The 22,642-nt window shown below is 37.8% G+C and carries 20 protein-coding genes and 1 other annotated feature; of the genes, 17 read left to right on the top strand and 3 right to left on the bottom strand.

Annotation, left to right across the window (positions count from 1 at the left end; all coding sequences use genetic code 11):
• Positions 1-72 precede the first annotated feature (72 nt).
• The 10 genes from QA584_RS23320 (at position 73) to QA584_RS23280 (ending at position 9,714) form a co-directional block, all read left to right on the top strand.
• Complete coding sequence (locus QA584_RS23320; RefSeq protein ID WP_278271501.1) at positions 73-714, top strand: accessory gene regulator B family protein; 642 nt, start codon at positions 73-75, stop codon at positions 712-714.
• Positions 653-784: a cyclic lactone autoinducer peptide gene (locus QA584_RS28910; protein ID WP_442870343.1), complete on the top strand. Its 132-nt coding sequence runs from the start codon at positions 653-655 to the stop codon at positions 782-784. The genes QA584_RS23320 and QA584_RS28910 overlap by 62 nt, the downstream gene beginning before the upstream one ends.
• Positions 785-1,210: 426 nt before the next feature.
• Positions 1,211-1,528 carry a cyclic-di-AMP receptor gene (locus QA584_RS23315; protein ID WP_278271500.1) on the top strand — a complete coding sequence of 106 codons (318 nt, stop codon included), beginning with the start codon at positions 1,211-1,213 and terminating at the stop codon, positions 1,526-1,528.
• Positions 1,529-1,668: 140 nt separating this feature from the next.
• Positions 1,669-1,917, top strand: coding sequence for a hypothetical protein (locus tag QA584_RS23310; protein ID WP_278271499.1), 249 nt, complete (start codon positions 1,669-1,671; stop codon positions 1,915-1,917).
• Between the two features lie 426 nt (positions 1,918-2,343).
• Positions 2,344-3,309 (top strand): helix-turn-helix domain-containing protein, encoded by a 966-nt coding sequence (locus tag QA584_RS23305; protein ID WP_278271498.1) that lies wholly within the window; start codon positions 2,344-2,346, stop codon positions 3,307-3,309.
• A 242-nt stretch (positions 3,310-3,551) separates the two neighbouring features.
• Positions 3,552-5,378, top strand: coding sequence for an ABC transporter ATP-binding protein (locus tag QA584_RS23300; RefSeq protein ID WP_278271497.1), 1,827 nt, complete (start codon positions 3,552-3,554; stop codon positions 5,376-5,378).
• Complete coding sequence (locus tag QA584_RS23295) at positions 5,371-7,122, top strand: ABC transporter ATP-binding protein (protein WP_278271496.1); 1,752 nt, start codon at positions 5,371-5,373, stop codon at positions 7,120-7,122. The genes QA584_RS23300 and QA584_RS23295 overlap by 8 nt, the downstream gene beginning before the upstream one ends.
• Positions 7,123-7,319: 197 nt before the next feature.
• On the top strand, positions 7,320-7,730 hold the full coding sequence (locus QA584_RS23290) for a metal-dependent transcriptional regulator (protein WP_278271495.1): 411 nt from the start codon (positions 7,320-7,322) through the stop codon (positions 7,728-7,730).
• On the top strand, positions 7,727-8,842 hold the full coding sequence (locus QA584_RS23285) for a YibE/F family protein (RefSeq protein WP_278271494.1): 1,116 nt from the start codon (positions 7,727-7,729) through the stop codon (positions 8,840-8,842). The genes QA584_RS23290 and QA584_RS23285 overlap by 4 nt, the downstream gene beginning before the upstream one ends.
• Positions 8,839-9,714: a YibE/F family protein gene (locus QA584_RS23280; protein ID WP_278271493.1), complete on the top strand. Its 876-nt coding sequence runs from the start codon at positions 8,839-8,841 to the stop codon at positions 9,712-9,714. The genes QA584_RS23285 and QA584_RS23280 overlap by 4 nt, the downstream gene beginning before the upstream one ends.
• Positions 9,715-10,572: 858 nt before the next feature.
• On the opposite strand, the gene QA584_RS23275 is transcribed toward QA584_RS23280, so the two are convergent.
• Entirely contained in the window at positions 10,573-11,133 is a 561-nt protein-coding gene (locus QA584_RS23275) for a tyrosine-type recombinase/integrase (protein WP_278271492.1), read from the bottom strand.
• A gap of 296 nt (positions 11,134-11,429) precedes the next feature.
• Here QA584_RS23275 and QA584_RS23270 point away from each other — a divergent pair, with 296 nt between their 5' ends.
• The 3 genes from QA584_RS23270 (at position 11,430) to QA584_RS23260 (ending at position 14,726) form a co-directional block, all read left to right on the top strand.
• Positions 11,430-13,130: a methyl-accepting chemotaxis protein gene (locus tag QA584_RS23270; protein WP_278271491.1), complete on the top strand. Its 1,701-nt coding sequence runs from the start codon at positions 11,430-11,432 to the stop codon at positions 13,128-13,130.
• Between the two features lie 137 nt (positions 13,131-13,267).
• The gene (locus QA584_RS23265; protein ID WP_278271490.1) at positions 13,268-13,900 is read left to right on the top strand and encodes a TetR/AcrR family transcriptional regulator; all 633 of its coding nucleotides are present in this window, start codon (positions 13,268-13,270) and stop codon (positions 13,898-13,900) included.
• A 256-nt stretch (positions 13,901-14,156) separates the two neighbouring features.
• Positions 14,157-14,726, top strand: a complete 570-nt coding sequence (locus QA584_RS23260) for a hypothetical protein (RefSeq protein WP_278271489.1) — start codon at positions 14,157-14,159, stop codon at positions 14,724-14,726.
• Between the two features lie 111 nt (positions 14,727-14,837).
• Here QA584_RS23260 and QA584_RS23255 read toward each other — a convergent pair whose 3' ends face one another.
• Positions 14,838-16,826: a 2-isopropylmalate synthase gene (locus QA584_RS23255; RefSeq protein WP_278271488.1), complete on the bottom strand. Its 1,989-nt coding sequence runs from the start codon at positions 16,824-16,826 to the stop codon at positions 14,838-14,840.
• A 105-nt stretch (positions 16,827-16,931) separates the two neighbouring features.
• Positions 16,932-17,173 (bottom strand) — a binding site (T-box leader).
• A gap of 104 nt (positions 17,174-17,277) precedes the next feature.
• On the opposite strand from QA584_RS23255, the gene QA584_RS23250 reads away from it, so the two are divergent.
• From QA584_RS23250 to QA584_RS23240, 3 genes are all read left to right on the top strand, one after another.
• Positions 17,278-17,451, top strand: coding sequence for a hypothetical protein (locus tag QA584_RS23250; protein ID WP_278271487.1), 174 nt, complete (start codon positions 17,278-17,280; stop codon positions 17,449-17,451).
• Positions 17,452-17,917: 466 nt separating this feature from the next.
• Positions 17,918-18,949: an aldo/keto reductase gene (locus tag QA584_RS23245; protein ID WP_278271486.1), complete on the top strand. Its 1,032-nt coding sequence runs from the start codon at positions 17,918-17,920 to the stop codon at positions 18,947-18,949.
• A 368-nt stretch (positions 18,950-19,317) separates the two neighbouring features.
• Entirely contained in the window at positions 19,318-20,499 is a 1,182-nt protein-coding gene (locus QA584_RS23240; RefSeq protein ID WP_278271485.1) for an iron-containing alcohol dehydrogenase, read from the top strand.
• Between the two features lie 258 nt (positions 20,500-20,757).
• On the opposite strand, the gene QA584_RS23235 is transcribed toward QA584_RS23240, so the two are convergent.
• Positions 20,758-21,009 (bottom strand): hypothetical protein, encoded by a 252-nt coding sequence (locus QA584_RS23235; RefSeq protein WP_278271484.1) that lies wholly within the window; start codon positions 21,007-21,009, stop codon positions 20,758-20,760.
• 401 nt (positions 21,010-21,410) lie between these two features.
• Between QA584_RS23235 and QA584_RS23230 the strand changes: the two genes are divergently transcribed.
• Positions 21,411-22,520, top strand: coding sequence for a M20/M25/M40 family metallo-hydrolase (locus tag QA584_RS23230; RefSeq protein ID WP_278271483.1), 1,110 nt, complete (start codon positions 21,411-21,413; stop codon positions 22,518-22,520).
• The last annotated feature ends 122 nt before the right edge of the window (positions 22,521-22,642 follow it).

Genomic DNA, 22,642 nt, shown 5'->3' with positions numbered 1-22,642 from the left:
AAGGGGGCTTGCTATTTCTAAAAAGTTTACTAATATAAATACATATATTACCAGTTAAGAGGAGCCGTTATCATGAATTATTTAGCAGAACAGTTATCGTTACGTCTGGTTACCCACAACATAATTGCAACGGATAAAAGAAAATTTTATACCTATGGAATCGAGCTGCTTTTACATGATCTGCTGATATTTCTAATGCTTGGCGTAGCAGCAGTCTTAACCCATACGGTATTCATTAGTTTAATCTTTACTATTTCTTTTTGCGTGCTGCGCTCTTATACAGGAGGCTATCACAGCGGAACTTATTCTGGCTGTTTTTTTACAGCGGTGGTTAATTATGCTGGTTTTCTGCTGTTTCATTTCTTTTTAAGGGATTGGAGGTTTTTTAGCGGAAGTATCATGATGGTGATATCCATTCCTGTTATTCTTAAATATTCACCAGTGGAACATAGGAATAATCCTCTTACTAAAGTAGAAATAAAAAAATATAAAAAAATTGCCAGGATTCTTGTGTGCATATATAGTACCTTTTTTATTGCAGCTCTATGGTTTATTAGTATTGATATGGCATTTGCCGCCTCATGGTCAATATCTGCAACAGCAGTCCTAATGCTGATACCAATAATACAAAATCGAAATGGAGGTGAAAAAAATGAAGAAACAGTGTTTGACAGTTCTGGCAGTCATGGCAGAAAAAGCGATAAAACAGGCTAATAGCAAAGCTTCCCGCTTCTGGTCCTACCAGCCGAAAGCGCCGGAGGGAATCAAAGATTTCAAAAAATAGTAATAATAGTTAGAGTAAAATACAACTTTCCCAGTCTGATGTAAATGATACCTGATAAATAATGAATTTTTATTTAACAGGTTTTTTTGCAATCTAACTGGGAAAGTTGTTCTTTTTTTGTTTATAAAAAGCTTTTGATCTTCTTAGCACGTATAAGTCTGTGGAAAATAGAGCGAAGTATTTTACCTGGGTGTAATTTTATCTCCATTTAACTTTACATTCCAGACTGGATATACTATAATAAAATCAGAAATTGGTAACTTGTATGAGGGATTTGCATATCAAAATTATACGGTTAAATTTGGGGATACCATTGTTTTATTTAAGGAAACACGCAGAAAAGCGAATGAGCAAAATACCAGGATTAATTTAGTTTTAAGACAAAGGCTTTGCAAATCGATTATAATGTTGAAAGGATGGGATTCTATGAAACTGATATATGTGATTGTACGCAACGTTGACAGCAGCAGAGTTATGGATGGATTAAACAAACAGGGCTTCTACGTAACAAAACTGGCATCTACCGGAGGGTTTTTAAGGGAAGGTAATACTACCTTAATGATTGGTACAGACGAAGAAAAAGTAGAAGAAGTCATAAGCGTTGTAAAGAAAGAATGCGGACCGAGACAACAGATTATTTCAAATCCCGTCGGACCAGCTGAATATACCTCCATGCAGGTACTGGTTAATGTAGGCGGTGCAACAATATTTGTAATGGATGTTGACCGGTTTGAAAAGATTTAGCATTCGGATATAGTTTATTAAATTTAATTCATATTTCCTGTATCAGAACAGGATTTTAAGGAGACTGCTGAAGTAAGTTTTTATTCGGTAGTCTCTTTTTATTGCCCCGTTTTGTTAAAAGTATTTGAGCTATAAGTAGGTTGGCAATTAATGTTGAAGGAGATAGAATTTACATAAAAGATCTATTTTGGCTTATGGACTGGGAAGCGGATTGTCCAGAAGAACAGCAAATTGAAATAGAGAAAGGAATATATCATATTACACTATGTACTGTACAGCCTGAATCAGGAATTTGGGGTGATGACCAAACCATATATGTTTATCTTAAAAAACTGGAGGAAATGCCGAAATTGGCTTGGCAGGGAGTTCCGCAACTATTTAAAGAGTAATCTCAGCCAATAATGTAGTAAAAATATAGGAATCCGTTTTAATGATAAATTATCTCAACAAATAGGAATCGTATTGACGTTTTATTATATTAATTGTTACTATTCAAGTAATATAATAAATATATCAAAAGATTTTGAATTCTGTTTTTGGACCAGACGGTTAGCCAAAGCTAACCTGACATAAAGTTTTCCAGAGTGGATTGTATTTTATACGGATTTGAAGGTTTTGACCTTAGTTAAAATACAAATAGTTAAAAAAAAACATGCAATAAGAGAGCTATGAACTTTATTTCCGATAACCAAATTAAAGTAAATAACAGAGAAATAACATAAAACATAAGAATAACAGAGAAAGAGGAGAGAATGAAATAGCAGAGAAGAAAGAGTTGAGAAGAAAGAACAGAGAAAGAAAGCGAAGGGAAAAGTATGGGAACAGCAGAAGGAAAGCCGTTAAATGTTAGTATCATACAATTTGGTTTAAAGCCTGTCAAAGAGGCAGAAAGCATGGTATTTTATGAACTGGAGGATAAAGATGGATATGGGAAAATGCTGGTGTGCAGGTTGTTTCCAGGAATCTATATATATTACAATGACTACAATACCACCCATGTTTTTTCCGGAAAGTTCAGCTTGAACAGTTATTTCCAACTCAGTTACAGTTATGAGGGCACCTATGAGTTTGAGCTAAAGGATAACCGCTGCATCTATATTGGGGAAAGAGAATTAATCGCCTTTCATAATATATTTGAATCCCTGGGTTCTAAGTTTCCACAAAAAATATATAAAGGCTTTGCCCTTACCTTTGACATAGAAGCTGTAACAGGTGAAATGAAGAAGTATTTTAGTGATTTCTCCATTGAATTTGAACAGATTATAACGAAACTTTGTGAGGATAACAATGTGTTTGTTATGAAAGGAAATCCACAGATACAGGATATATTGGAGAAAATTTATTTTTCGAATCCTTTTGAAAAAACCTCTTATATTAAAATAAAAGTCCTGGAACTGCTTCATCTCCTGAGCAACGAAGATATATCAGAAATGAAGTATCGGTGCAGCTATTACGACAAAAATACCGTCCTTAAGGTAAGAAAGGCAAAGGAACAGCTAGTGGAGGATTTGACAAAACACCATACCATCGAAGTACTGGCGAAAGAGCATCATATCACGAAGACCTTACTAAAAGCCTGCTTTAAGGACATGTACGGGCTGCCCCCCTATGAATATCTGAAAAAGACCAGAATGAACCAGGCTGCCCTATATATGAAACATGGTAAATATTCTATCTGTGAAATCGGAGGGCTGGTTGGGTATCAGAATGCTAGTAAGTTTTCAGGGGCTTTTAAAGATGTTCTTGGTATAACCCCAAGTGAATATCTGAGGCGGAATTGATAATATTTATCAAGAAAGTAATAAAAAGGAAAATGGCTGGCTATATGGAGTAGTTCGGACCAGATGGAGTAGAAAAGGAATAGATAAGGATGCTACAATGAACTTGGTTAGTATATGCTAACCAAGTTTTTATTTTTAAATATAAGTAATGCGTAGGTATGGCGGTCATTTAAGATCAGTGCAATAGGGATATCATCATAACCTCTTTCATGTGCGCACCCATACGCGGATAGGAGTTTTAAATGAAAAAAGAAAAGAATATTACTTCAAAGCCCAAAAGCGGGATGGCAAGGTTATTGGAACTTGCTGCCACCAAAAAGCCATTTGTAATAAGTTCGGTTATGTTATCGACCCTGGCTTCCATAGCCTCTTTTATCCCGTACTTATCTATTTACTTTATTGTAAAGGAAATCCTTGAGGCTTATCCTGATTTTGGTCAGTTGGATGTAAAGAAAACCATTGGGTTTGGCTTTTATGCCCTTGGTGGGATTATTAGCAATGTATTACTGTATTTTGCTGCTTTGGTGTGTTCCCATCTGGCGGCTTTTGGCACGTTGTATGAATTAAAGGTAAATTTTGCGGCTCATATCGGGAGACTTCCTCTGGGCTTTCATTTCATGGCAGGAAGCGGCAGAGTACGCAAAATAATGGATGAAAACATTGAGAAGGTAGAAGGGTTTATTGCCCACCAGCTTCCAGACATTGTGGCCGCTTTTGCAGCACCGGTTATAATGACAGTGATTTTATTAAGCGTTGACTGGCGATTTGGGCTGGCAGCGTTAGTTGGTATTATTACGGCTTTTATAGTGGAATTTAAAGCTTATGGTAACGATGGTGCTAAGAGTATGATGAATCAATACCAGACAGCCCTGGAAGATATGAATAATGCCTCCGTGGAATACATAAGGGGTATTACGGTGGTCAAGGCATTTAAGCAGACTGTGTACTCCTTTCGCAGACTTCATGATACCATTAAAAGTTATACCGGATTTGTAATACCCTATACCTTAAGCTGGGAAAATTATATGTCAGGATTTACAACGATAGTAAATAATATTTACCTGTTTTTAATACCGGTGGGAATTTTAATTGGGACTAACACCTCTGATTATAAAACCTTCGCAGGTACTTTTATGTTCTATCTTCTATTCGTTCCTTCCATTTCCACTATTATGCTTAAAATCATGTATGTATCCTCCAATGGCATGCAGATTATGAACGGTGTGGAAAGAATGGATCTGATCTTAAACGAGACTCCCCTAACAGAAACAATGGCACCTAAAACCTGTACCAGTTATGGAGTTGAATTTAAGAAGGTTTCTTTTTCCTATAATGGTACGGATAATCAAGCGCTATCAGAAGTTTCCTTTACGGCCGGACAGGGAGAAATAACGGCAATTGTAGGACCTTCCGGAGGAGGGAAAAGTACAATTGCCCATTTAATTCCTCGCTTTTTTGACATAAACGAGGGAAGCATCTGTATCGGCGGCGTGGATATCCGTGAAATGAAGATTAGTGATCTGATGGATAAGGTAAGCTTTGTATTTCAGGATATATACCTGTTTAAGCAGAGCATTTTAGACAATATCCGCATCGGAAACTTAAATGCCACCAGGGAACAGGTCATAGCAGCGGCAAAAGCGGCACAATGCCATGAATTTATTGAAAAACTTCCCGAGCAGTATGATACTGTTATCGGCGCAAAGGGGGTCCATTTATCCGGAGGAGAGCAGCAGAGAATCGTAATTGCGAGGGCTATCGTAAAAGATGCACCAATAATCGTACTGGATGAAGCCACTGCCTTTGCAGACCCGGAAAATGAATACCTGATCCAGAAAGCCTTTGAAAAACTGATGTTTAATAAAACAGTTATTATCATAGCCCATAGACTTTCTACCATAAGAAGTGCTAAGAAAATAGTGGTAATGGAAAAGGGGCATCTGATGGAACAGGGAAATCATGAAAAACTAATTGAACTAAAAGGCAGGTATTATGACATGTGGAATATGTATACCAGATCCCTGGACTGGAAAATAAACAACAGGAAGGGGGTAGAAATTCATGTTTAAATTAAAAGATATGCTCATGCTAACAGATAAAGGGTATACCGATTTAAAAAAAGCAATCTTTGCCTGCACCATTACCAATTTATCTCTTATGCTTCCCTTTGGTATTACGATACAGATTTTTACACAACTTCAAAAACCCTTTTCAGGAGGAGAGATATCCTGGACGAAGATGTGGCTTTACTTTGGAGCCGGAATTCTGGCAGCAGTCCTGATTTTTTTTGCTAATAAGCATGATTATAAAAAGACCTATGTAACTTCTTATATGGCAGCAGAAGCCAACCGGATCCGTATTGCGGAACATATTAGAAAGCTTCCTATGAGCTTTTTTAATTCCAGGGATTTGACGGAACTAACTACGAATATGATGGGGGATTGTGCAACTACGGAACATGTTTTAAGTCATGTCATCCCACAACTTTGTGCAAATGGGATTTCCATGGTAATTATCTGCATTATGCTTGCCTTTTTTGACTGGAGGATGGCCCTTACCGTATTCTGTACGGTTCCTATCGCCTTTTTTGTAATTCTTGGAAGCAGAAAAATCCAGGAACGGCTTAGTGAAAGCCAGATCCAGGCAAAACTGAAAGCCTCAGACCAGATTCAGGAATATTTTGAAGGAATTAAAGTGATTAAGGCCTGCGGACTGGAGGGGGATAAGTTCAAAGCTCTTGATAATGCCCTTCTTCTTATGAAACGGATGGCTCTTAAAATGGAATTTGGTACGGGTATTTTTGTTACCGGTGCCCAGATTATTGTTCAGTCCGGAATCGGACTTACTGTTTTTGTGGGAACTTATCTTTTAACTGGCAAACAGATAGAATTCCTGCCCCTGTTAATGTTCTTTCTGATTATAGTCAGGATTTACGGCCCTATCCTTGTTGAATTAACTTTGCTGCCGGAACTGATCTATCTGCAATTATCTACAAAACGGATGCGGACCTTAATGTCTACTGCCGTAATGAAGGGCAGTACGGACAAAGTAATTAAGAATTTTAATATAGAATTTGAGGGGGTATCTTTCCGTTATCAGGAAGATAATTCCTCAGAAGAAGCTGTTATAAAAAACCTGACAGTATCCGTCCCCGGAGAAGGAATAACGGCGTTGGTAGGACCTTCTGGCTGTGGCAAGAGTACCTTATCTAAATTGATTGCCAGGTTCTGGGACGTGAATGAAGGAACGATAAAAATAGGTGGGATAGACATTAAGACTCTTGACCCGGAATATTTAATGGGATATATATCGTTTGTTTTTCAGGATGTGGTATTATTTCATGATACAATATATAACAACATACGTATCGGCAATTTAACAGCCACCAGAGAACAGGTTATGGAAGCGGCCAGGGCAGCCTGCTGTGATGAGTTTGTCAATAATCTGCCCCAGGGGTATGAAACCCTTCTTGGGGAGAATGGCAGCACGATATCAGGCGGGGAACGGCAGAGGATTTCCATTGCGAGGGCACTGCTTAAGGATGCGCCCATAGTATTGCTAGATGAGGCCACCGCTTCCTTAGATCCAGAAAATGAAGTTCTGATTCAGCAGGCAATCTCAAAACTTATTGATGGAAAAACCGTTCTTGTAATCGCCCACAGACTGCGGACAATAGTCGGTGCGGATAAAATCATCGTATTAGAACATGGGGAACTTGCGGAGGAAGGAACCCACGAAACCTTGCTTCAAAAAAAGGGTCTTTATGAGAAGCTTTATCGGATACAGCAAGAGAGTATGGGATGGAGTGTATGATTGGAAGCAGGACTTGTAAAAGTAGTAGTTTTTTCCGCCCGGGCACATTGTTTCAGGCTTAAATTTATAGTAGGAGCAGACCGGTTTCAACATTTATATAAAGGGGTATGATACGTCGGGAAAAGATAAATAATTTTACTGGAAAGTTCCCGTTAATTGGGTTATGATAAGCATATCTCAATTAGGGAGGAAAAACGATGCACGAATCCGGAGAAAATTATTTAGAAACAATCCTTGTTTTAAGCAAACGAAACGGTATGGTCAGGTCCATCGATATTGCCAGGGAGTTGGAATTTAGTAAACCCAGTGTGAGTCGGGCAGTGGGAATTTTAAAGGAAGAAAATTTAATTTTAATAGATAACGACGGTTATATTACACTGACAGCTGTCGGAAGGGAAAAGGCAGAAAGCGTATATGACAGACATCAGCAGCTTACTTTGTTTTTAATAGAAACCGCTGGTGTATCCCCAGCGAGGGCAGAAGAAGATGCTTGTCGGATAGAGCATATCATCAGTGAAGAGACATATCAGGGAATCAAGAAATTCCTGCTTGGACGGGATGTGAAGAAAGGAAGCCAGTCTGAGACCGGAGGCGGAAGCAGGCAGTGAACAAGAAAAGTATTCAGATTTCAAAAAAAGAAGCGATCCTGTATATTGGCTTAATCCTATTGTTTATGGCTACTCTGGCAGTTACGGATCATAATGACAGATATTATGAACAGACAATTGGGAAAGTTATGAAAGTCCAGTCCATTGGACAGAAAGAATCCATAGACCAGTACCGAAATAAAGAAATGATTACTACCCAGAAATTATTTCTTACTATTACCAATGGTATTTACAAAGGACAGCAGCTTGTAATTAGTAACGAATACTCCCTTTCCGGGGCTTTTGATGCAAAATATAATACCGGGGACCGGGTATTCTTAAAAATCGATACATCTACCGGACTTGATAACGCCGCCATAACCGGACTTAAGAGGGACAAATATATAGCCCTGGCGGCATGGATTTTTATTATCCTAATTATTTTGATTGGCAAAAGAAAAGGATTTTATTCTGTTTTAAGTTTAGTTTTAAATGTGGTCCTATTCTCTTTTGCCCTGGATTTGTATCTAAAAGGTTTCAATTTGCTATTCCTTTGCGGAGTCATTGTAATTGTATTTACCATATTCTCCTTACTCCTAGTAAGCGGCAATAATGAGAAGACTTATGCGGCAGTTGTTTCTACGGTTATCGGAACCTTTCTTTCTTTACTGATTGCATTTATTGTACTCTTTCTTACCAGGGAAAAAGGAATGCGCTATGAGGAAATGGAGTATTTAACCCATCCGCCTTATGAAATATTTATGGCTGAAATTCTAGTGGGTTCCTTGGGGGCCATTATGGATATTGCCATTACAATGTCCTCCTCTGTTTTTGAACTCTATCACAGCAACCCTGCCCTTACTGCAAAAGAATTGATAACTTCTGGTACAAAAATCGGCAGTGATATCATGGGAACTATGATCAATGTACTGTTTTTCGCATATGTAAGCGGTGCAATTCCTATGATACTTATTTACTTGAAAAACGGTTTGGAGGTAGCATATACCCTTAATATGAACCTATCCCTGGAATTGGTTCGGGCTCTTACGGGCAGTATCGGGATTGTCCTTACAATTCCCATCGCATTGTATGTCACAGTCTTTTATATCGGCAGAAGGAGGGCTGTGAATTGAATACGATATTGGTTTTAGCAGTAATTTTATTGGTGCTGATGAAACTCATTGGAGGCAGCAGGGGAGTCAGGTCCTTTAGTGCTTTGGTGCTTAATTTCTTAACATTATATATTGCAATTATCTTTATCGCTCATGGCCTAACCCCTATGGCAGTAACATTGCTTGCCTGTGTTGTAATCAGCTCGATTACTATATTTTATATTAATAGGGTCAATGAGAAGACAAAAGCTGCCTTTGCAGCTACCTTTATTACCTTAGTAATTTTAATTGCTTTTATCTATAAAATCGGAGCGGCAGCCAGGATACAAGGCTTTGGGGAAGAGGAGTACGATGAAATCAGTATTTATTCCCTGTATGTCGGGCTGGATTTTACCAAAATCGTGATCTGTACCATAATTATGGGACTAATCGGAGCCATTACTGACGTGGCAGTATCCATCTCCTCTGCCATGCATGAGATATATGTCCATAATCCGTACGTAACGAGAAGAAAATTGTTTGAGTCCGGGATGAATGTAGGGAAAGATATTTTAGGAACGACGACAAATACATTATACTTTGCTTTTATTGGAGGTTTTATGGCTTTGCTGCTGTGGTTTAAGGATTTATCCTATTCTTTGGGGGATGTTATTAATTCTAAAGTATTTGGAGCTGAACTAATCCAGATTATATGCAGTGGTCTTGGTGCAACAATCATTATTCCGATTACTGCTTTTCTAACAGCTCTAATGCTATGTAACAATTCTTCAAAGGAAAAGGAGAAGACAGAGGAAAGCAAGAAGACAGAGGAAAGCAAGAAGACAGAGGAAAGCAAAAAGACAGAGGAAAGCAAAAAGACAGAGGAAAACAAGAAGACAGTGGTAAACAATTAAGAAAGGCATTCATTATAACCTTATCAAGAAGTAAAAGTATAAAGAAATAACAGTATATAGAAATAACAGAAGTTACAGCGCAACGGATGCTGACTTCTGTTATTTTTTACTATTTAGGTTTACATAATTCCTCTGTAAAGCGCTACATATTAGTGTGCAAATGACATATGGATTTGAGAGTAGGAAGCTAAATCGCTTTATCAATGTAAAAAATATTTACGTGGAAAATAAATAAAGGGTGGAGAATAAATAAAGGGTGGAGAATAAATAAAGGGTGGAGAATAAATAAAGGGCGGAGAATAAATAAAGCGTGGAGAATAAATAAAGCGTGGAAAATAAATAAAGCATGGAAAAAAGAAGAAGGATAAGGATAAAGATTTATATAATAGATTGAAAAGCATTAACAGCTGTTATTATTAAGTACTGTGCGTTGAGCAGGCTATGCGGTTAATACAATTGGTTTAAAGATGACTTGAAATAATCATAATTAGCTTCCGAATAAAAGTCATCGCTCCACGTTAGAATAGTAGTAATACTTTTTAAATCATTATAATGTGAAAAATATCAAAAAACCAGAAGACCGAAGCAGCTGCAGCATTTTACATCAGCAGTATAATATGTATAAAAATGTAACATTATGCTTATTTTGATACTTTTACTATATATCGTGCTAAAGTAAAAGTCAATATACAATCATGGAATTAAACGGTAAAATAATTGTCTGCAATACAGATATTCGTTCAGAAAAAGTTATTGTAATACTAAAATAAAATTCTGGTTGTCATTCTTAGAATTGTTTATCCAGAATTTTTATAATGCATAGTTATAAATTTTCATTTGTTAAGAATGCCCCGTTCTTTAAAACTGTACCAGTGTATATAAATCATCCTTCTGGTCCTGATTAATTCCGATATATCGTAGGGTGATTTTTTGATTGCTGTGATTAAAGGTGTCCATAATAAGACCAATGTTATATTTGGATAATTTATAAGTCCAATACCCCCAGGTCTTACGCAGACTGTGAGTTCCAAAATTCTCAATGCCTACTGTTTCTGCGGCTTCACGCAAAAAACGGTAGCTTTGCACCCTTCCGATATGCCCCCCTTTCTGACTGGGGAAAAGGTAATTTTCTTTGGTCAGATTATGCCTTTTGATATACTCCGACAGAGCATTTTTAAGGGCATTATTGATTTTTATCTTTTTTTCCTTTGAGGTTTTTTTCTCCTTTATTATTAAATATTCTTTGAAACTGCCATTATCAAGACAGACATTCTTCATTTTAAGGGGAAGCATATCACTGATTCTGAGTCCCGTATTTAACCCAAACTTAAATAATAATGCATATTTATCGTCTTTGCCTTTTAAATAATGATGCATTTGATTGATTTTCACTTTACTGCGGATTGGTTCTACTGTCATGATCGCTTGGTTCCTTTCTATTCTTTATCATGGGATATTTAGGAAAGTATGAATGTAACTTTCTGCATTTATCTATTATAAAAGATACATAGTTCTAAAACAACTTTTATTGGTTGGTTTCAGTTGAAATTCCTGTATCCATTGATTTTAATGCTTTCTCCATAAGCAAAAAAAGTATCAAAATAAGCATAATGTTACATGGGCGTCAAAAAATCCGACTTAAAAACAATGGAATATTATGCTAATACAGCGTGGTTTTAGACGGATGGGCATTGTGCAGTATACAGGAGGATAAAATGAAGGTAAACGTCAGACAAAAAATGCTTTTGATTTTTGGTGTATTAATTTTAATCATCAGCGCAATCGGAATCTATTCTTTATTTGAACTTTCGAATATGGATAAGGAGTTGAGTGATTTGTATTCCATGCATTTTAAGGGAATCGAATACATCAAGGATGCCCAGGTAGACCTGATTTCCATTAACCGATCCAGAATTGATATGATACAGGAAACAGATCTGGAGACGCAAAAACAACATTCGGATACTATACAGAGTCTTTTTATCCAGTTTGAAGATAATATGAAATCCTTTGACGATACTATAGTCCTTGAAAAGTCAAAGCAATTGGCGGCTGATGTGGAAACGCTCTGGCAGCAGTTAAAGCCCAAAGAGGAAATGATTATTGATTTAGTACTTCAGGGCAAAAATGAGGAAGCATACAAAGAATCGGAGGGACTTCATGACTTATCAAACCAGATAGAAGAAAAGATTAATCTGTTAGTTGAAAATAAAAATGAACTGGGTGTTCAGGCATATACCAAATCCAATCAGGCATTTGTAAGAACCAGGAATATTACTGTTACAATAATAATAATCAGTGTACTAATTGGACTGGCATCTGCATTTATTATGGCAAGGCTTTTGGTAACGCCCATTCTTAAGATTGTTCATGCTGCTAAGATGATTGCCTCCGGAGATTTAACAGCAGAAGCCATTCATGTAAAGAATAAGGATGAAATCAGGGATCTGGCAGAATCTTTTAATGAAATGACAGAGGGTCTTCGGAATGTTATTTTTAAAGTGTCTACCGCCTCTGAACAGGTAGCTTCCTCCAGTGAGGAACTCTCTGCCTCCGCAGAAGAAACGGCAGCGTCTTCAGAAGAAGTTGCAAAAACGATAAATCAACTTGCAGAAGGCGCAAGTGACCAGGCAAAAAGCTCAAAAGACATCAGCGATGTGGCGGGACAGATTGTGTCCAATATTAACCGGGTTTCCGAGCATGTTAACCTGGTTACGGATTCCAGTTCAAGAGTATCGGATGAAGCCAGACAGGGTGTGGAAGAAGCCAAGAAGGCGATTGAAAAAATACAATCCATTCAAGCGGTTACGGAAGAATCCTCTGAAAAGGTCAGGATTCTTGGCAATAAATCCGCTGAAATCGGAGAAATTATATCAGTCATTAAAGAGATTGCTGGTCAGACCAATCTTTTATCCCTTAATGCTGCAATTGAAGCTGCCCGTGCAGGAGAACAGGGAAAAGGTTTTGCAGTAGTGGCAGAGGAGATTAGAAAGTTAGCAGAACAGTCTGCGAATTCTGTAATTGAGATTGCCGAATTAGTTGGCAGTATTCAGTATGAAACAAATCAGGTAGTAGATATTATGAGTGCTTCAACGGAGGTTGTCATGGAAGGAGTAACTACGGTAGACAAGGCCGGTAATTCCTTTGAACAGATCTTTGAAGAAATCAAAGCCATAGCGGGAAAACTTAGTGATGTCGGTACTGCTACCCAGACAATCAGAAGAGATAGTGAAGGGCTTAATGCTTCCATTAAGAATATTACTTCTATTGCGATGGAAAGTGCGGCATCCAGTCAGGAAATCAGCGCCGCATCCGAGGAACAATCCGCTACGGTGGAAGAAATTACAAGAGCTTCCCAGGATCTGGCTGTACTAGCCCAGGAACTTCGGATGGATATAGCAAGATTTAAAATATAACATAAAATTTTAAAGCAAAGCTTTATTTCAACAACATAAAGTTTTGCTTTACTTTTTATTGACAATATGACCATGTGGTCATATAATGTAAATAAAGATATGACCGCATGGTCACATTATTGAAAGGAGGCTTAATAATGCCTAATCCATCATTTTTTAACTTATCCGAGGATAAAAGAAATCTGGTGTTATCAGTTTCATTAAAAGAGTTTTCTACTGCTAACTATGATAAGGCCAGTATTAATCAGATATGTAAGAACTCAAATATTGCAAAAGGAAGTTTTTATCAATACTTTACAGATAAACTTGATCTGTATGTATATGTAATGACCTTGGCAGTTGAAGCAAAAATAACTTTCTTTTCAGAAAGTTTAGGTGAATTTAAGAGCCTACCCCTGTTGGAACAGATTAATATGTTGTTTCTTAAAGGCGTAGAATTTGCCAGGAATTATCCTCAATATGCTGCCCTTGGTGAACAATTTTCCAAAGAGAATAATGAGACTGCAAAACAGGCAGTAATGAAAGAAGGGGATAAACAATCAGAATCATTATTTGCTCAAATGATAGAGCATGCAAAAGCAAAGGAGGAAATCGACAACAATATTGATACGGTGGCATTAAGTCTGATGCTGCAAGCTCTTAACAAAACAGTGAATGATTATATGCTGAACAAATTTGGAGATATCAGCTATCAGCATTTTGATGAAGATGCGGACAAACTAGTACATTCCCTGCTCGGTATTATTTTTAATGGCATAAAAAACAAATAAATTAGAGTACTCTCGAAAACGAATAGTGTCAATAGAAGAAATTTTAGACGCTGAATATAAGTTGAAATTATTTTCGTGATGTCATAGGTATGTTTTTACTTGCCTTTCCTTCGCTGCGTAGACGGTCTGCGTAAAAACATACCTATGACATCACGAAAATAGAGGTGAAATTTTATTGACAGCCTTTAAAATATCAGTAAAAACAGGCTGTGAGAGTTTCCGAGAGTACACAGGTTAATAATAGGAGGTAACGACGATGACAAAAAAAATGGATTTCATGTTAGGATCAATATCGGCATTGGCAACCGTGGTATTTATTATATTATTTATGACAAATGATGCCTTTTTTAACTGGGCATTTGCCAGGCATCACAATGTGCTGAGCTGGTATATCAGACCAATATTCATAATACCTATTGTTTTGTTTGCCTTTAAGAAAAGCCTGACGGGTATTTTTGCTTCTGTGTTTGGATTGTTCACAAGTATGTTTTGGTTTCCCGCTCCGGCGGCAAGCAGTCCACAGGTATTGTCATTTTTAGCCTTTGAGATGGAATATCTAAAGGGAGTATGGACGACTCCTAAAATTCTTATGAGTTTGTCTGTTCCCATATTTTTTATTGCTCTTATTATAGCTGCCTGGAAAAGAAACTGGAAATGGCTTCTGGGTGTTGTGATTGCGGCCGCATTGTTAAAAGTTCTATGGAGTGTGGTATTTAGCGGAGAAGCCGGAATGTCTATTTTAAAACCGGCAATTGCCGGGCTGGTTCTTTGTATCGGTGCTTTTTATTACTATAAAAAACATCATAAAGTTAAGAAAAATAAATAATTAAACTTAAGATATGGCTCCAAAGGTAATCTGCTCCATAAAGTTAAAAATCCATGTTCCTGATACCAAAATACCGCCCAGCTTTTTAATTGGTGGGCGGTATTTTGGTAATTATTTTTGATTGCGGAATTGAACAGGTGTCATACTATAAGTCTTTTTAAAGAGCCGGTTAAAGTGCTCCACGTTCTGATAACCTACAGCCTCAGCAATAGCGTCAACAGTCATTCCCTTGGTTTTTAATAAAGCTTTGGCTCTATTGATCCGGATTTCTTTAACGATATCACCAAAGGTATCGCCGGTACTTTCCTTAATATATTTAGACAAATACGGTTTTGATAAAAAGAACTTGGCTGAAAGTGTCTCTAAGGTAACTGTCTTGTAATGATTCTGGATATAATTCATAATTTCTATGATTCGTTCATCTTTTCGTACCGGTATCCCAGCTGTCTCCACTAACTGATTAACGGCAGAAGAGAGAGCTTCAATAGAGGATTTGATGATATCTTCGTCAATACCCACACCCCAGTAGATTTTATTCTGATAGTTAATTCCGATATAAGACACGGCTTTGGAGGAAGAACTTTTTGATAAGGCATGCTCTTCGTAGATAATCAAATCATAGTTAATTCCAAAGTACTGCATCAATGCGTTGCTGACTGCATCAAGTCTTCCGTTACCTCCGGAATTTACCACACAGCTTTCTTCATTCCGGGTAATGGTTACCTCTGCCATGATACCGTCAACTTGTTTAAAGTGGGTTTCTGCTATCTCGAATACCGGCATATAATTAATGTATCTATCTTCAAATACCTGATAAACCAAAGCCGGAGACAATTCCTTGTGTTCCCGGTCCGATACACTTTTGATGAAATACCCAACTTCTTCTTTCATCTTTTCCGGAATGGATAAGCCAAAGTTCTGCTTTAAGATATAACTTACCCCACCTTTGCCGGACTGACTGTTAATACGGATTACATCGGATTCGTACTCCCTTCCGATATCCTTAGGATCCACCGGCAGGTAAGGTACATTCCAATAATTGCATTCTTTTTCCTCCCGCCATTTCATACCCTTTGCAATGGCATCCTGATGGGAACCGGAAAATGCGGTGAAAACCAGTTCACCTGCATAAGGAGAACGTTCATATACTCTCATTCTGGTAAGTCTTTCATACTTTTCACAGATATCCGGCATATTGCTAAAGTCCAGTTTCGGGTCAACGCCATGGGAATACAGATTCATGGCAAGAGTGATAACATCTACATTACCGGTACGTTCTCCGTTGCCAAACAGTGTTCCCTCAACCCGGTCGGCACCGGCTAATACACCAAGCTCTGCATCGGAGATACCGCAGCCTCTGTCATTGTGGGGGTGGATGGATAAAATTACGTTATCTCTGAAATTTAAGTGCTTGCTCATATATTCCACCTGAGTGGCGAAGACATGAGGCATGGCATTTTCCACGGTGGTAGGCAGGTTTATGATGGCTTTGTTGCTGTTTGTTGGTTTCCAGATAGTAAGAACAGCATTGCAGATATCCAGAGCATAATCTACTTCCGTTCCTGGAAAACTTTCGGGACTGTATTCAAAAGAAAAATTTCCATCTGTCTTATCAGCCAGTTCTTTTAATAAACGGGCACCATCAACCGCAATCTGCTTAATTTCTTCTTTGGTTTTTCCAAAAACCTGTTCCCGCTGGGACACAGAAGTGGAATTATACAAGTGCACCACCGCATGAGGAGCACCCTTTAAAGCTTCAAAAGTTCTCTTGATAATATGTTCCCTGGCCTGAGTCAGGACTTGTATGGTTACATCCTCCGGTATCATATTCTTTTCGATGATGGTGCGGATAAAATTATATTCGGTTTCAGATGCCGCAGGAAAGCCCACTTCAATTTCTTTAAAACCAATATCCACAAGCATCTGAAAGAACTCGATTTTCTCCTCCATGCTCATAGGTTCAATAAGAGCCTGGTTCCCGTCACGTAAATCCACACTGCACCAATAAGGTGCCTTATCAATAGAATCTTTTTTGACCCAGTCATAGGAGATAACCGGCGGCATAAAATAGGTTTTTTCATACTTTTTAAAATTTTTCATAAATGTTTCCTTTCTGTCTGAACGAATATTATTAGATACATAAATTCTGTCCACAGTTCAGAACACAAAAAAATCTCCCGTCTTCTAATAAATGTGAACATTCATTATAGAGACGAAAGATAAACTCTTACGCGGTACCACTCTATTTCATGATAAATCATGCACTTGTGAAGCACGGAACTTACCTTATGCTTCTGCCTTGTAACGGTGGCTTGCCGGCTCCATCTACTATCTTGTTCAATGGGCTGCTCCAAGGTGAGTTCGTTATAATCCTTCTGCTGTTTCACATCAACCAACAGCTTTCTGAAATCCAGCTTATAAGTACTATTCCTTATCCCTGCATTTAATTTTAGCTAATTCTATCACATAGGTGAAAGAAATAATAGTGATAAATTTAATCAGTTTTATTGATATAATTTAACATAAATCCATTGAAAAGGAAAGATACATCATGCAAAATCAAAAGGTAAATACCGGAAGAGAAGCCCCCCTGGCCCCCTACCGTTACAAAAACAAAACAGTTATCAATGCACGAATTATTAATTGTACTGTTATAAAAATAAAATTAGTAGTAGAAATAATATTAAATATAATAGTAAATATAGTAAAAATCATAGTAGAATAAATCATAGTAGAATAAATCATAGTAGAATAAATCATAGGTAAATTTTAGCAAGACGAGGTCTTTACTGTCCATTTCATTAGAAGTATAATATAATCAACAAACAATACCACAGTTTATAAGCCTTGGTCTATAAAAGGGAAGACTTTGATAAAATCAGCTAAAATACATTTATCGGAAAGTTTTCTGGGTTTGATATGATTTCTATGCGCCTTATGCCTCGCCTATCAATTCACTTATGCCTTTTTCATGTGGTTTAGAGTGAACATGCACATTATTTGACGAGCACCGCGAGGAGTTTGTGCATGTTTACTCTTGCTTTACCACATAAAAAAGACATTAGTGAATTCAGGCGAAGCATCGTAAGCATAGAAATCATATCAAACCCAGAAAGCTTTCCCCACAACCTTCAAGCTGATTTTATCAAGTCTGTCCCACCCATAAAACCCCAAACAATAGGAGGTACAACATGAAATACATTGTATTAAAAGGAACGGATTTAAAAGTAAGCAACATTTGCCTTGGCGGAGGTAATTTTGGTGAAAAACTGAATAAAGAAATGGTTTTTCAGGTACTGGATACGTTTGTGGCACAGGGCGGCAACTTTATTGATACGGCAAATGTATATTGCCGCTGGGTACCAGGACTAATTAATTGCAGCGAAGAGATGATCGGTGAATGGTTAAAGCTTCGGAAAGCCCAAAATAAAGTGATTATCGGAACCAAAGGTGGTCATTATGATTTTAACAATCCTGAAATTTCAAGAGTTACGAAGGAAGACATCCGTTATGATCTTGAAGACAGCACAAGGACCTTAGGACTTGACTGTATTGATTTGTATTGGCTGCACCGGGATGATAAATCCAAACCCATAGAAGAGATTATGGACTGGATGGAGGAACTGGTGAAGGAGGGTAGAATCCGTTATTATGGGGCATCCAATTTTAATGAGACCCGTATGGAACAGGCTCGTATCTATGCCGAAAAGCACAATTTGCAGGGGTTTACTGCTGTCTCAAACCTTTGGAGTGCCGCAAGCATTAATCCGGTATATCACACCATGAGAGATACGACTATGGAATTAATCGATGAAGAATACTATGAATGGCATAAGAAAACCCAAATGCCGTATATTCCCTATACCGCAACCGCCAACGGCTTTTTTGAAAAACTTCACCAGGCATCCCCGGAAGTAAAAGATGGGGAACTGCTTACACCAGTGGAAAGCCTGGGACTTTCGGAGAAACTGATTAAAACCTATCTAAATAAAAGAAATCTATATCTCTATGAGGAATTTTTAAAACTCCATAAAGAAACCGGATCCTCTGTTTTTGCACTTTCTTTGGCATATTTACTAAACCAGCCCTTTGAGGTGGTACCGGTGGGGAGTGTAACAAAGTTAGAACAGTTAAAGGGGTTGCTTGAGGCAAGTGAGATAAAACTTGACAAGGACTTGGCACTTACCTTCGGAGCAGAGATTTATAAACCGAATATGAAGTAAGGTAACATTGAATAAATTTTGGCAATTTTTAGGTAGTTTTTGATAGTTCTTAAAGAAGTCTTAAAGAAGACCTTAAAAAAGTTATATTATTACTAATTGCTGTATAACTAATTGTTGTATAACTAATTACTACATAATTGCTTTAATATAGCATTTTACAAACATTTTACGCAAACATTTTACAAAACATTTTACAAAACATTTTACGCATAATTGCTATAAGACTATTGACCTCCAGTTAGCTCTATGGATTAAAATATAGAAGTAACATTAATTGTTTGAAAACTAAGAAAACAATATATCGTTGTGTCACATAGAGTAAAAAAATCAGCGGACAAAATTTTAACACAGAAAGAAAGGTACATTTCATGGAAAATTTTCAATATTTCACACCGACTAAAGTAGTATTTGGTAAAGGAACAGAAGAAGAAACCGGCAGACTTGTGAAAGCACAGGGCGGTAAGAAGGTTTTAGTACATTACGGCAGTAACAGTGCGGTAAAATCGGGGCTTTTAGATAAGATATGTAATGCTCTTAGTAAGGAAGGACTTGAATATGTAAGTTTAGGCGGCGTAGTGCCAAATCCAAGGCTTTCCAAGGTATATGAAGGAATCGAACTCTGCAAAAAAGAAGGGGTTGATTTCATCCTTGCCGTAGGAGGCGGAAGCGTCATAGATTCTGCAAAAGCCATAGGTTATGGCGTGGTAAGTGACTGTGATGTCTGGGATTTATTTGAAAGAAAACAGGCTCCCGCCGGATGTGTGCCAATCGGCGTGGTATTAACGATCGCAGCAGCAGGCAGTGAAATGAGTAATTCCTGCGTTATAACCAAAGAAGAAGGCTGGTTAAAAAGAGGCTGCAACACGGATTACGGTCGCTGTAAATTTGCCGTAATGAATCCAGAATTAACCTATACCCTGCCGGAGTATCAGACCCAGAGTGGATGTGCAGATATCCTTATGCATACCATGGAGCGTTATTTTAGTTCCGGTACTTCAATGGAGCTTACCGACAGTGTCAGTGAAGCCTTAATGCGTACGGTTATCCATAATGCCAGACTCTTAATGGAAGATCCTAAGAATTATGAAGCCCGGGCAGAGATTATGTGGGCTGGCAGTCTGTCCCACAACGGACTAACCGGCTGTGGCACAACCGGTGGTGACTGGGCATCTCATCAATTGGAGCATGAACTTGGAGGCATGTTTGATGTTACTCATGGAGCCGGACTAGCAGCTGTATGGGGAAGCTGGGCAAGATATGTGTATAAAGCCTGTCCCAGCCGTTTTGCCAAATTTGCGGTCAACGTATTAGGTGTATCCGGTCACTTGGAAGACCCTGATGGGACAGCCCTAGAGGGAATTAAAGCAATGGAACAGTTTTACAGGAGTATTAATATGCCTACCTCCCTTCGTGAATTAGGTCTTGAAGTAACCGATGAACAGATTCATGAGTTAGCCTATAAATGCAGTTTTAAAAACTCACGGACGATCGGAAGTTTTATGGTGCTTGACATGGAAGATATAGAAAAAATATATACTATGGCCAGATAGCTTATAATGGTGGTTATAGTTCTTTACCAATGCATTAAAAGGATTAATTATGCCAAAATAATCAATATTGGAGAAAATATTTTATTTTTAAGTAAATGAAATAAAACAAATAGCTAAGATAGGCAGTTGCTTTGTAGATAAAAATAACTGTTAAAATATTTGGGCTGCTGCAAATTAGTATGTGTATAGTACCTGGTCACATCCAATCAGCAGCCCATTAACTCGTACAAAAATTGATTTAATTTTGATTCTTTTTCGTCAAAAAACCATTTTCTGAATCACTACCTCTGCAATCTCAGATGCTTTTTGCTCAAACTCAGCTACAGCCTCATCTGCATCATCGATAAATTCTAAAATAATAAGCCCGTGAGGACTACATGCACCCGAAGCTGCTACATGAAGACCCAGTCTGGTACTGATATCACAGCCGTACTCGGATAACAATTCCTGAAACTTGCTGGCTGATTTCATACGCTCCATTAATTTGACACCCATAATAACCTTTGACATAGTAAGTAATTCCTTTCCTTAGTAGTATTACCTTGTCTTATAGTATATATAAAATGGCAGGTTTTATGAATGAAAGATAAATTTTAGTAGAATTCTATATTATCCGTATCTTGCTAAATAATGTATTTACAGGTATGATTTATATAGCAGGATAATCTTTCATATATATATATGTAGGCAGTATTACAGGTAGTTTTTTTGAAAGGTTGAAAGAAAATTTATGAACTGAAAAGATGTCATACTACTATTTTTTCAAAGGTTGTAAGTAAATGTATAAATTGAAAGGTCGCCACATTATTATTCTTTCAAAGGTTGAAAGGAGCATAATAATTGAAGGATATACTTTACTACTCCTTCAACCGGTAGGATTGTCTTATTTTGTGGCAGGGAAGGGTATAAACATGGTTAATCGAACAAGAATAACGGAAGAATTTTGTAAATTAGTTTCCATTGATTCCGCATCCTTTAAAGAAAGGGAAATGGCGGATGTTTTAAAGAAGTATTTAACGGAGCTGGGCTTTTTGGTAACTGAGGATAACGCTTATGAGCATTATGACAGCAATACCGGGAATATTTATGGATTTTTACAGGGGGCTTTACCGGGAGACCCGGTTTTATTCTCCGCCCATATGGATACGGTGGAACCTGGTTCCGGTAAAAAGGCAGTGGTTTCTGAAGACGGCACCATTACCAGTGATGGAAATACGGTTTTAGGAGCAGATGATCTATCCGGCGTGGTTGCCATATTAGAGGCACTTCGTACCATAAAAGAGAAGGGACTGCCCCATAGGAGCATAGAAGTTTTATTTACCATTGCAGAAGAGGTATATATCCGGGGAAGCGAGGTTTTTGATTACAGCATAATAAAAGCCAAAGAAGCCTATGTACTTGACCTTAGCGGTCCGGTGGGAACAGCAGCATTAAAAGCACCAACCCTGGTTTCTTTTACTGCAAAATTTACCGGTAAGGCCGCTCATGCAGGATTTGCACCGGAACAAGGTATCCATGCCATAGCCGTCGCGGCAGAAGCCATTACCTCGATCCGTCAGGGAAGAATAGATGATGAGACTACCGTTAATGTCGGAATCATAGAAGGCGGTTTAGCCAGAAATATTGTACCGGAGAATTGTTGCTTAAAAGGAGAAATCCGCAGTCTTAGTCATGAAAAGACCTTGTCTGAGTCCGGTCAGATAAAGGAGATATTTGAACATACCGCTAAGAAGCATGGCGCAGATATAGAATTTGAAACTTCCTTCGGATGCATCGCTTACGAAATCAATAAGGAAGAGGAAGTAGTGAAACGCTTTGAGGCAGCTTGTCTGGCTTTAGGAATAAAAACAGACTATATTGCTACCTTTGGCGGCAGTGATAATAACAATTTTGTACGAAATGGAATAACAGGAATCGTTATTGCCTGTGGTATGAACGAAGTACATTCCTGTCATGAATATACCCATATTGATGAACTGGAACGATGCAGTAACATAACATTAACGTTAATGACCTGTTAGTTTATTTGGTTTATCTAGTATGAAGGATTGTCTATGACCCTAGGAATAGTTTGAAATGACAGAAGTCTGCTAACAGTAGTAGGTTTGAAACCCGATCATTATAAACGTTCTGCTAGGGGTGA

Source organism: Anaerocolumna sp. AGMB13025, assembly GCF_029689925.1.
Classification (GTDB): Bacteria; Bacillota; Clostridia; order Lachnospirales; family Lachnospiraceae; genus Anaerocolumna.
This window is presented reverse-complemented; position numbering and strand designations above follow the sequence as displayed.

What these genes read in the sequence shown, in the direction of transcription:
- QA584_RS23230 (WP_278271483.1), top strand. Translation starts at nt 21,411, where the DNA reads ATGGTTAATCGAACAAGAATAACGGAAGAATTTTGTAAATTAGTTTCC.
- QA584_RS23300 (WP_278271497.1), top strand. Translation starts at nt 3,552, where the DNA reads ATGAAAAAAGAAAAGAATATTACTTCAAAGCCCAAAAGCGGGATGGCA.
- QA584_RS23250 (WP_278271487.1), top strand. Translation starts at nt 17,278, where the DNA reads ATGCAAAATCAAAAGGTAAATACCGGAAGAGAAGCCCCCCTGGCCCCC.
- QA584_RS23245 (WP_278271486.1), top strand. Translation starts at nt 17,918, where the DNA reads ATGAAATACATTGTATTAAAAGGAACGGATTTAAAAGTAAGCAACATT.
- QA584_RS23260 (WP_278271489.1), top strand. Translation starts at nt 14,157, where the DNA reads ATGACAAAAAAAATGGATTTCATGTTAGGATCAATATCGGCATTGGCA.
- QA584_RS23295 (WP_278271496.1), top strand. Translation starts at nt 5,371, where the DNA reads ATGTTTAAATTAAAAGATATGCTCATGCTAACAGATAAAGGGTATACC.
- QA584_RS23240 (WP_278271485.1), top strand. Translation starts at nt 19,318, where the DNA reads ATGGAAAATTTTCAATATTTCACACCGACTAAAGTAGTATTTGGTAAA.
- QA584_RS23235 (WP_278271484.1), bottom strand. Translation starts at nt 21,009, where the DNA reads ATGTCAAAGGTTATTATGGGTGTCAAATTAATGGAGCGTATGAAATCA.
- QA584_RS23290 (WP_278271495.1), top strand. Translation starts at nt 7,320, where the DNA reads ATGCACGAATCCGGAGAAAATTATTTAGAAACAATCCTTGTTTTAAGC.
- QA584_RS23275 (WP_278271492.1), bottom strand. Translation starts at nt 11,133, where the DNA reads ATGACAGTAGAACCAATCCGCAGTAAAGTGAAAATCAATCAAATGCAT.
- QA584_RS28910 (WP_442870343.1), top strand. Translation starts at nt 653, where the DNA reads ATGAAGAAACAGTGTTTGACAGTTCTGGCAGTCATGGCAGAAAAAGCG.
- QA584_RS23270 (WP_278271491.1), top strand. Translation starts at nt 11,430, where the DNA reads ATGAAGGTAAACGTCAGACAAAAAATGCTTTTGATTTTTGGTGTATTA.
- QA584_RS23265 (WP_278271490.1), top strand. Translation starts at nt 13,268, where the DNA reads ATGCCTAATCCATCATTTTTTAACTTATCCGAGGATAAAAGAAATCTG.
- QA584_RS23320 (WP_278271501.1), top strand. Translation starts at nt 73, where the DNA reads ATGAATTATTTAGCAGAACAGTTATCGTTACGTCTGGTTACCCACAAC.
- QA584_RS23305 (WP_278271498.1), top strand. Translation starts at nt 2,344, where the DNA reads ATGGGAACAGCAGAAGGAAAGCCGTTAAATGTTAGTATCATACAATTT.
- QA584_RS23315 (WP_278271500.1), top strand. Translation starts at nt 1,211, where the DNA reads ATGAAACTGATATATGTGATTGTACGCAACGTTGACAGCAGCAGAGTT.
- QA584_RS23255 (WP_278271488.1), bottom strand. Translation starts at nt 16,826, where the DNA reads ATGAAAAATTTTAAAAAGTATGAAAAAACCTATTTTATGCCGCCGGTT.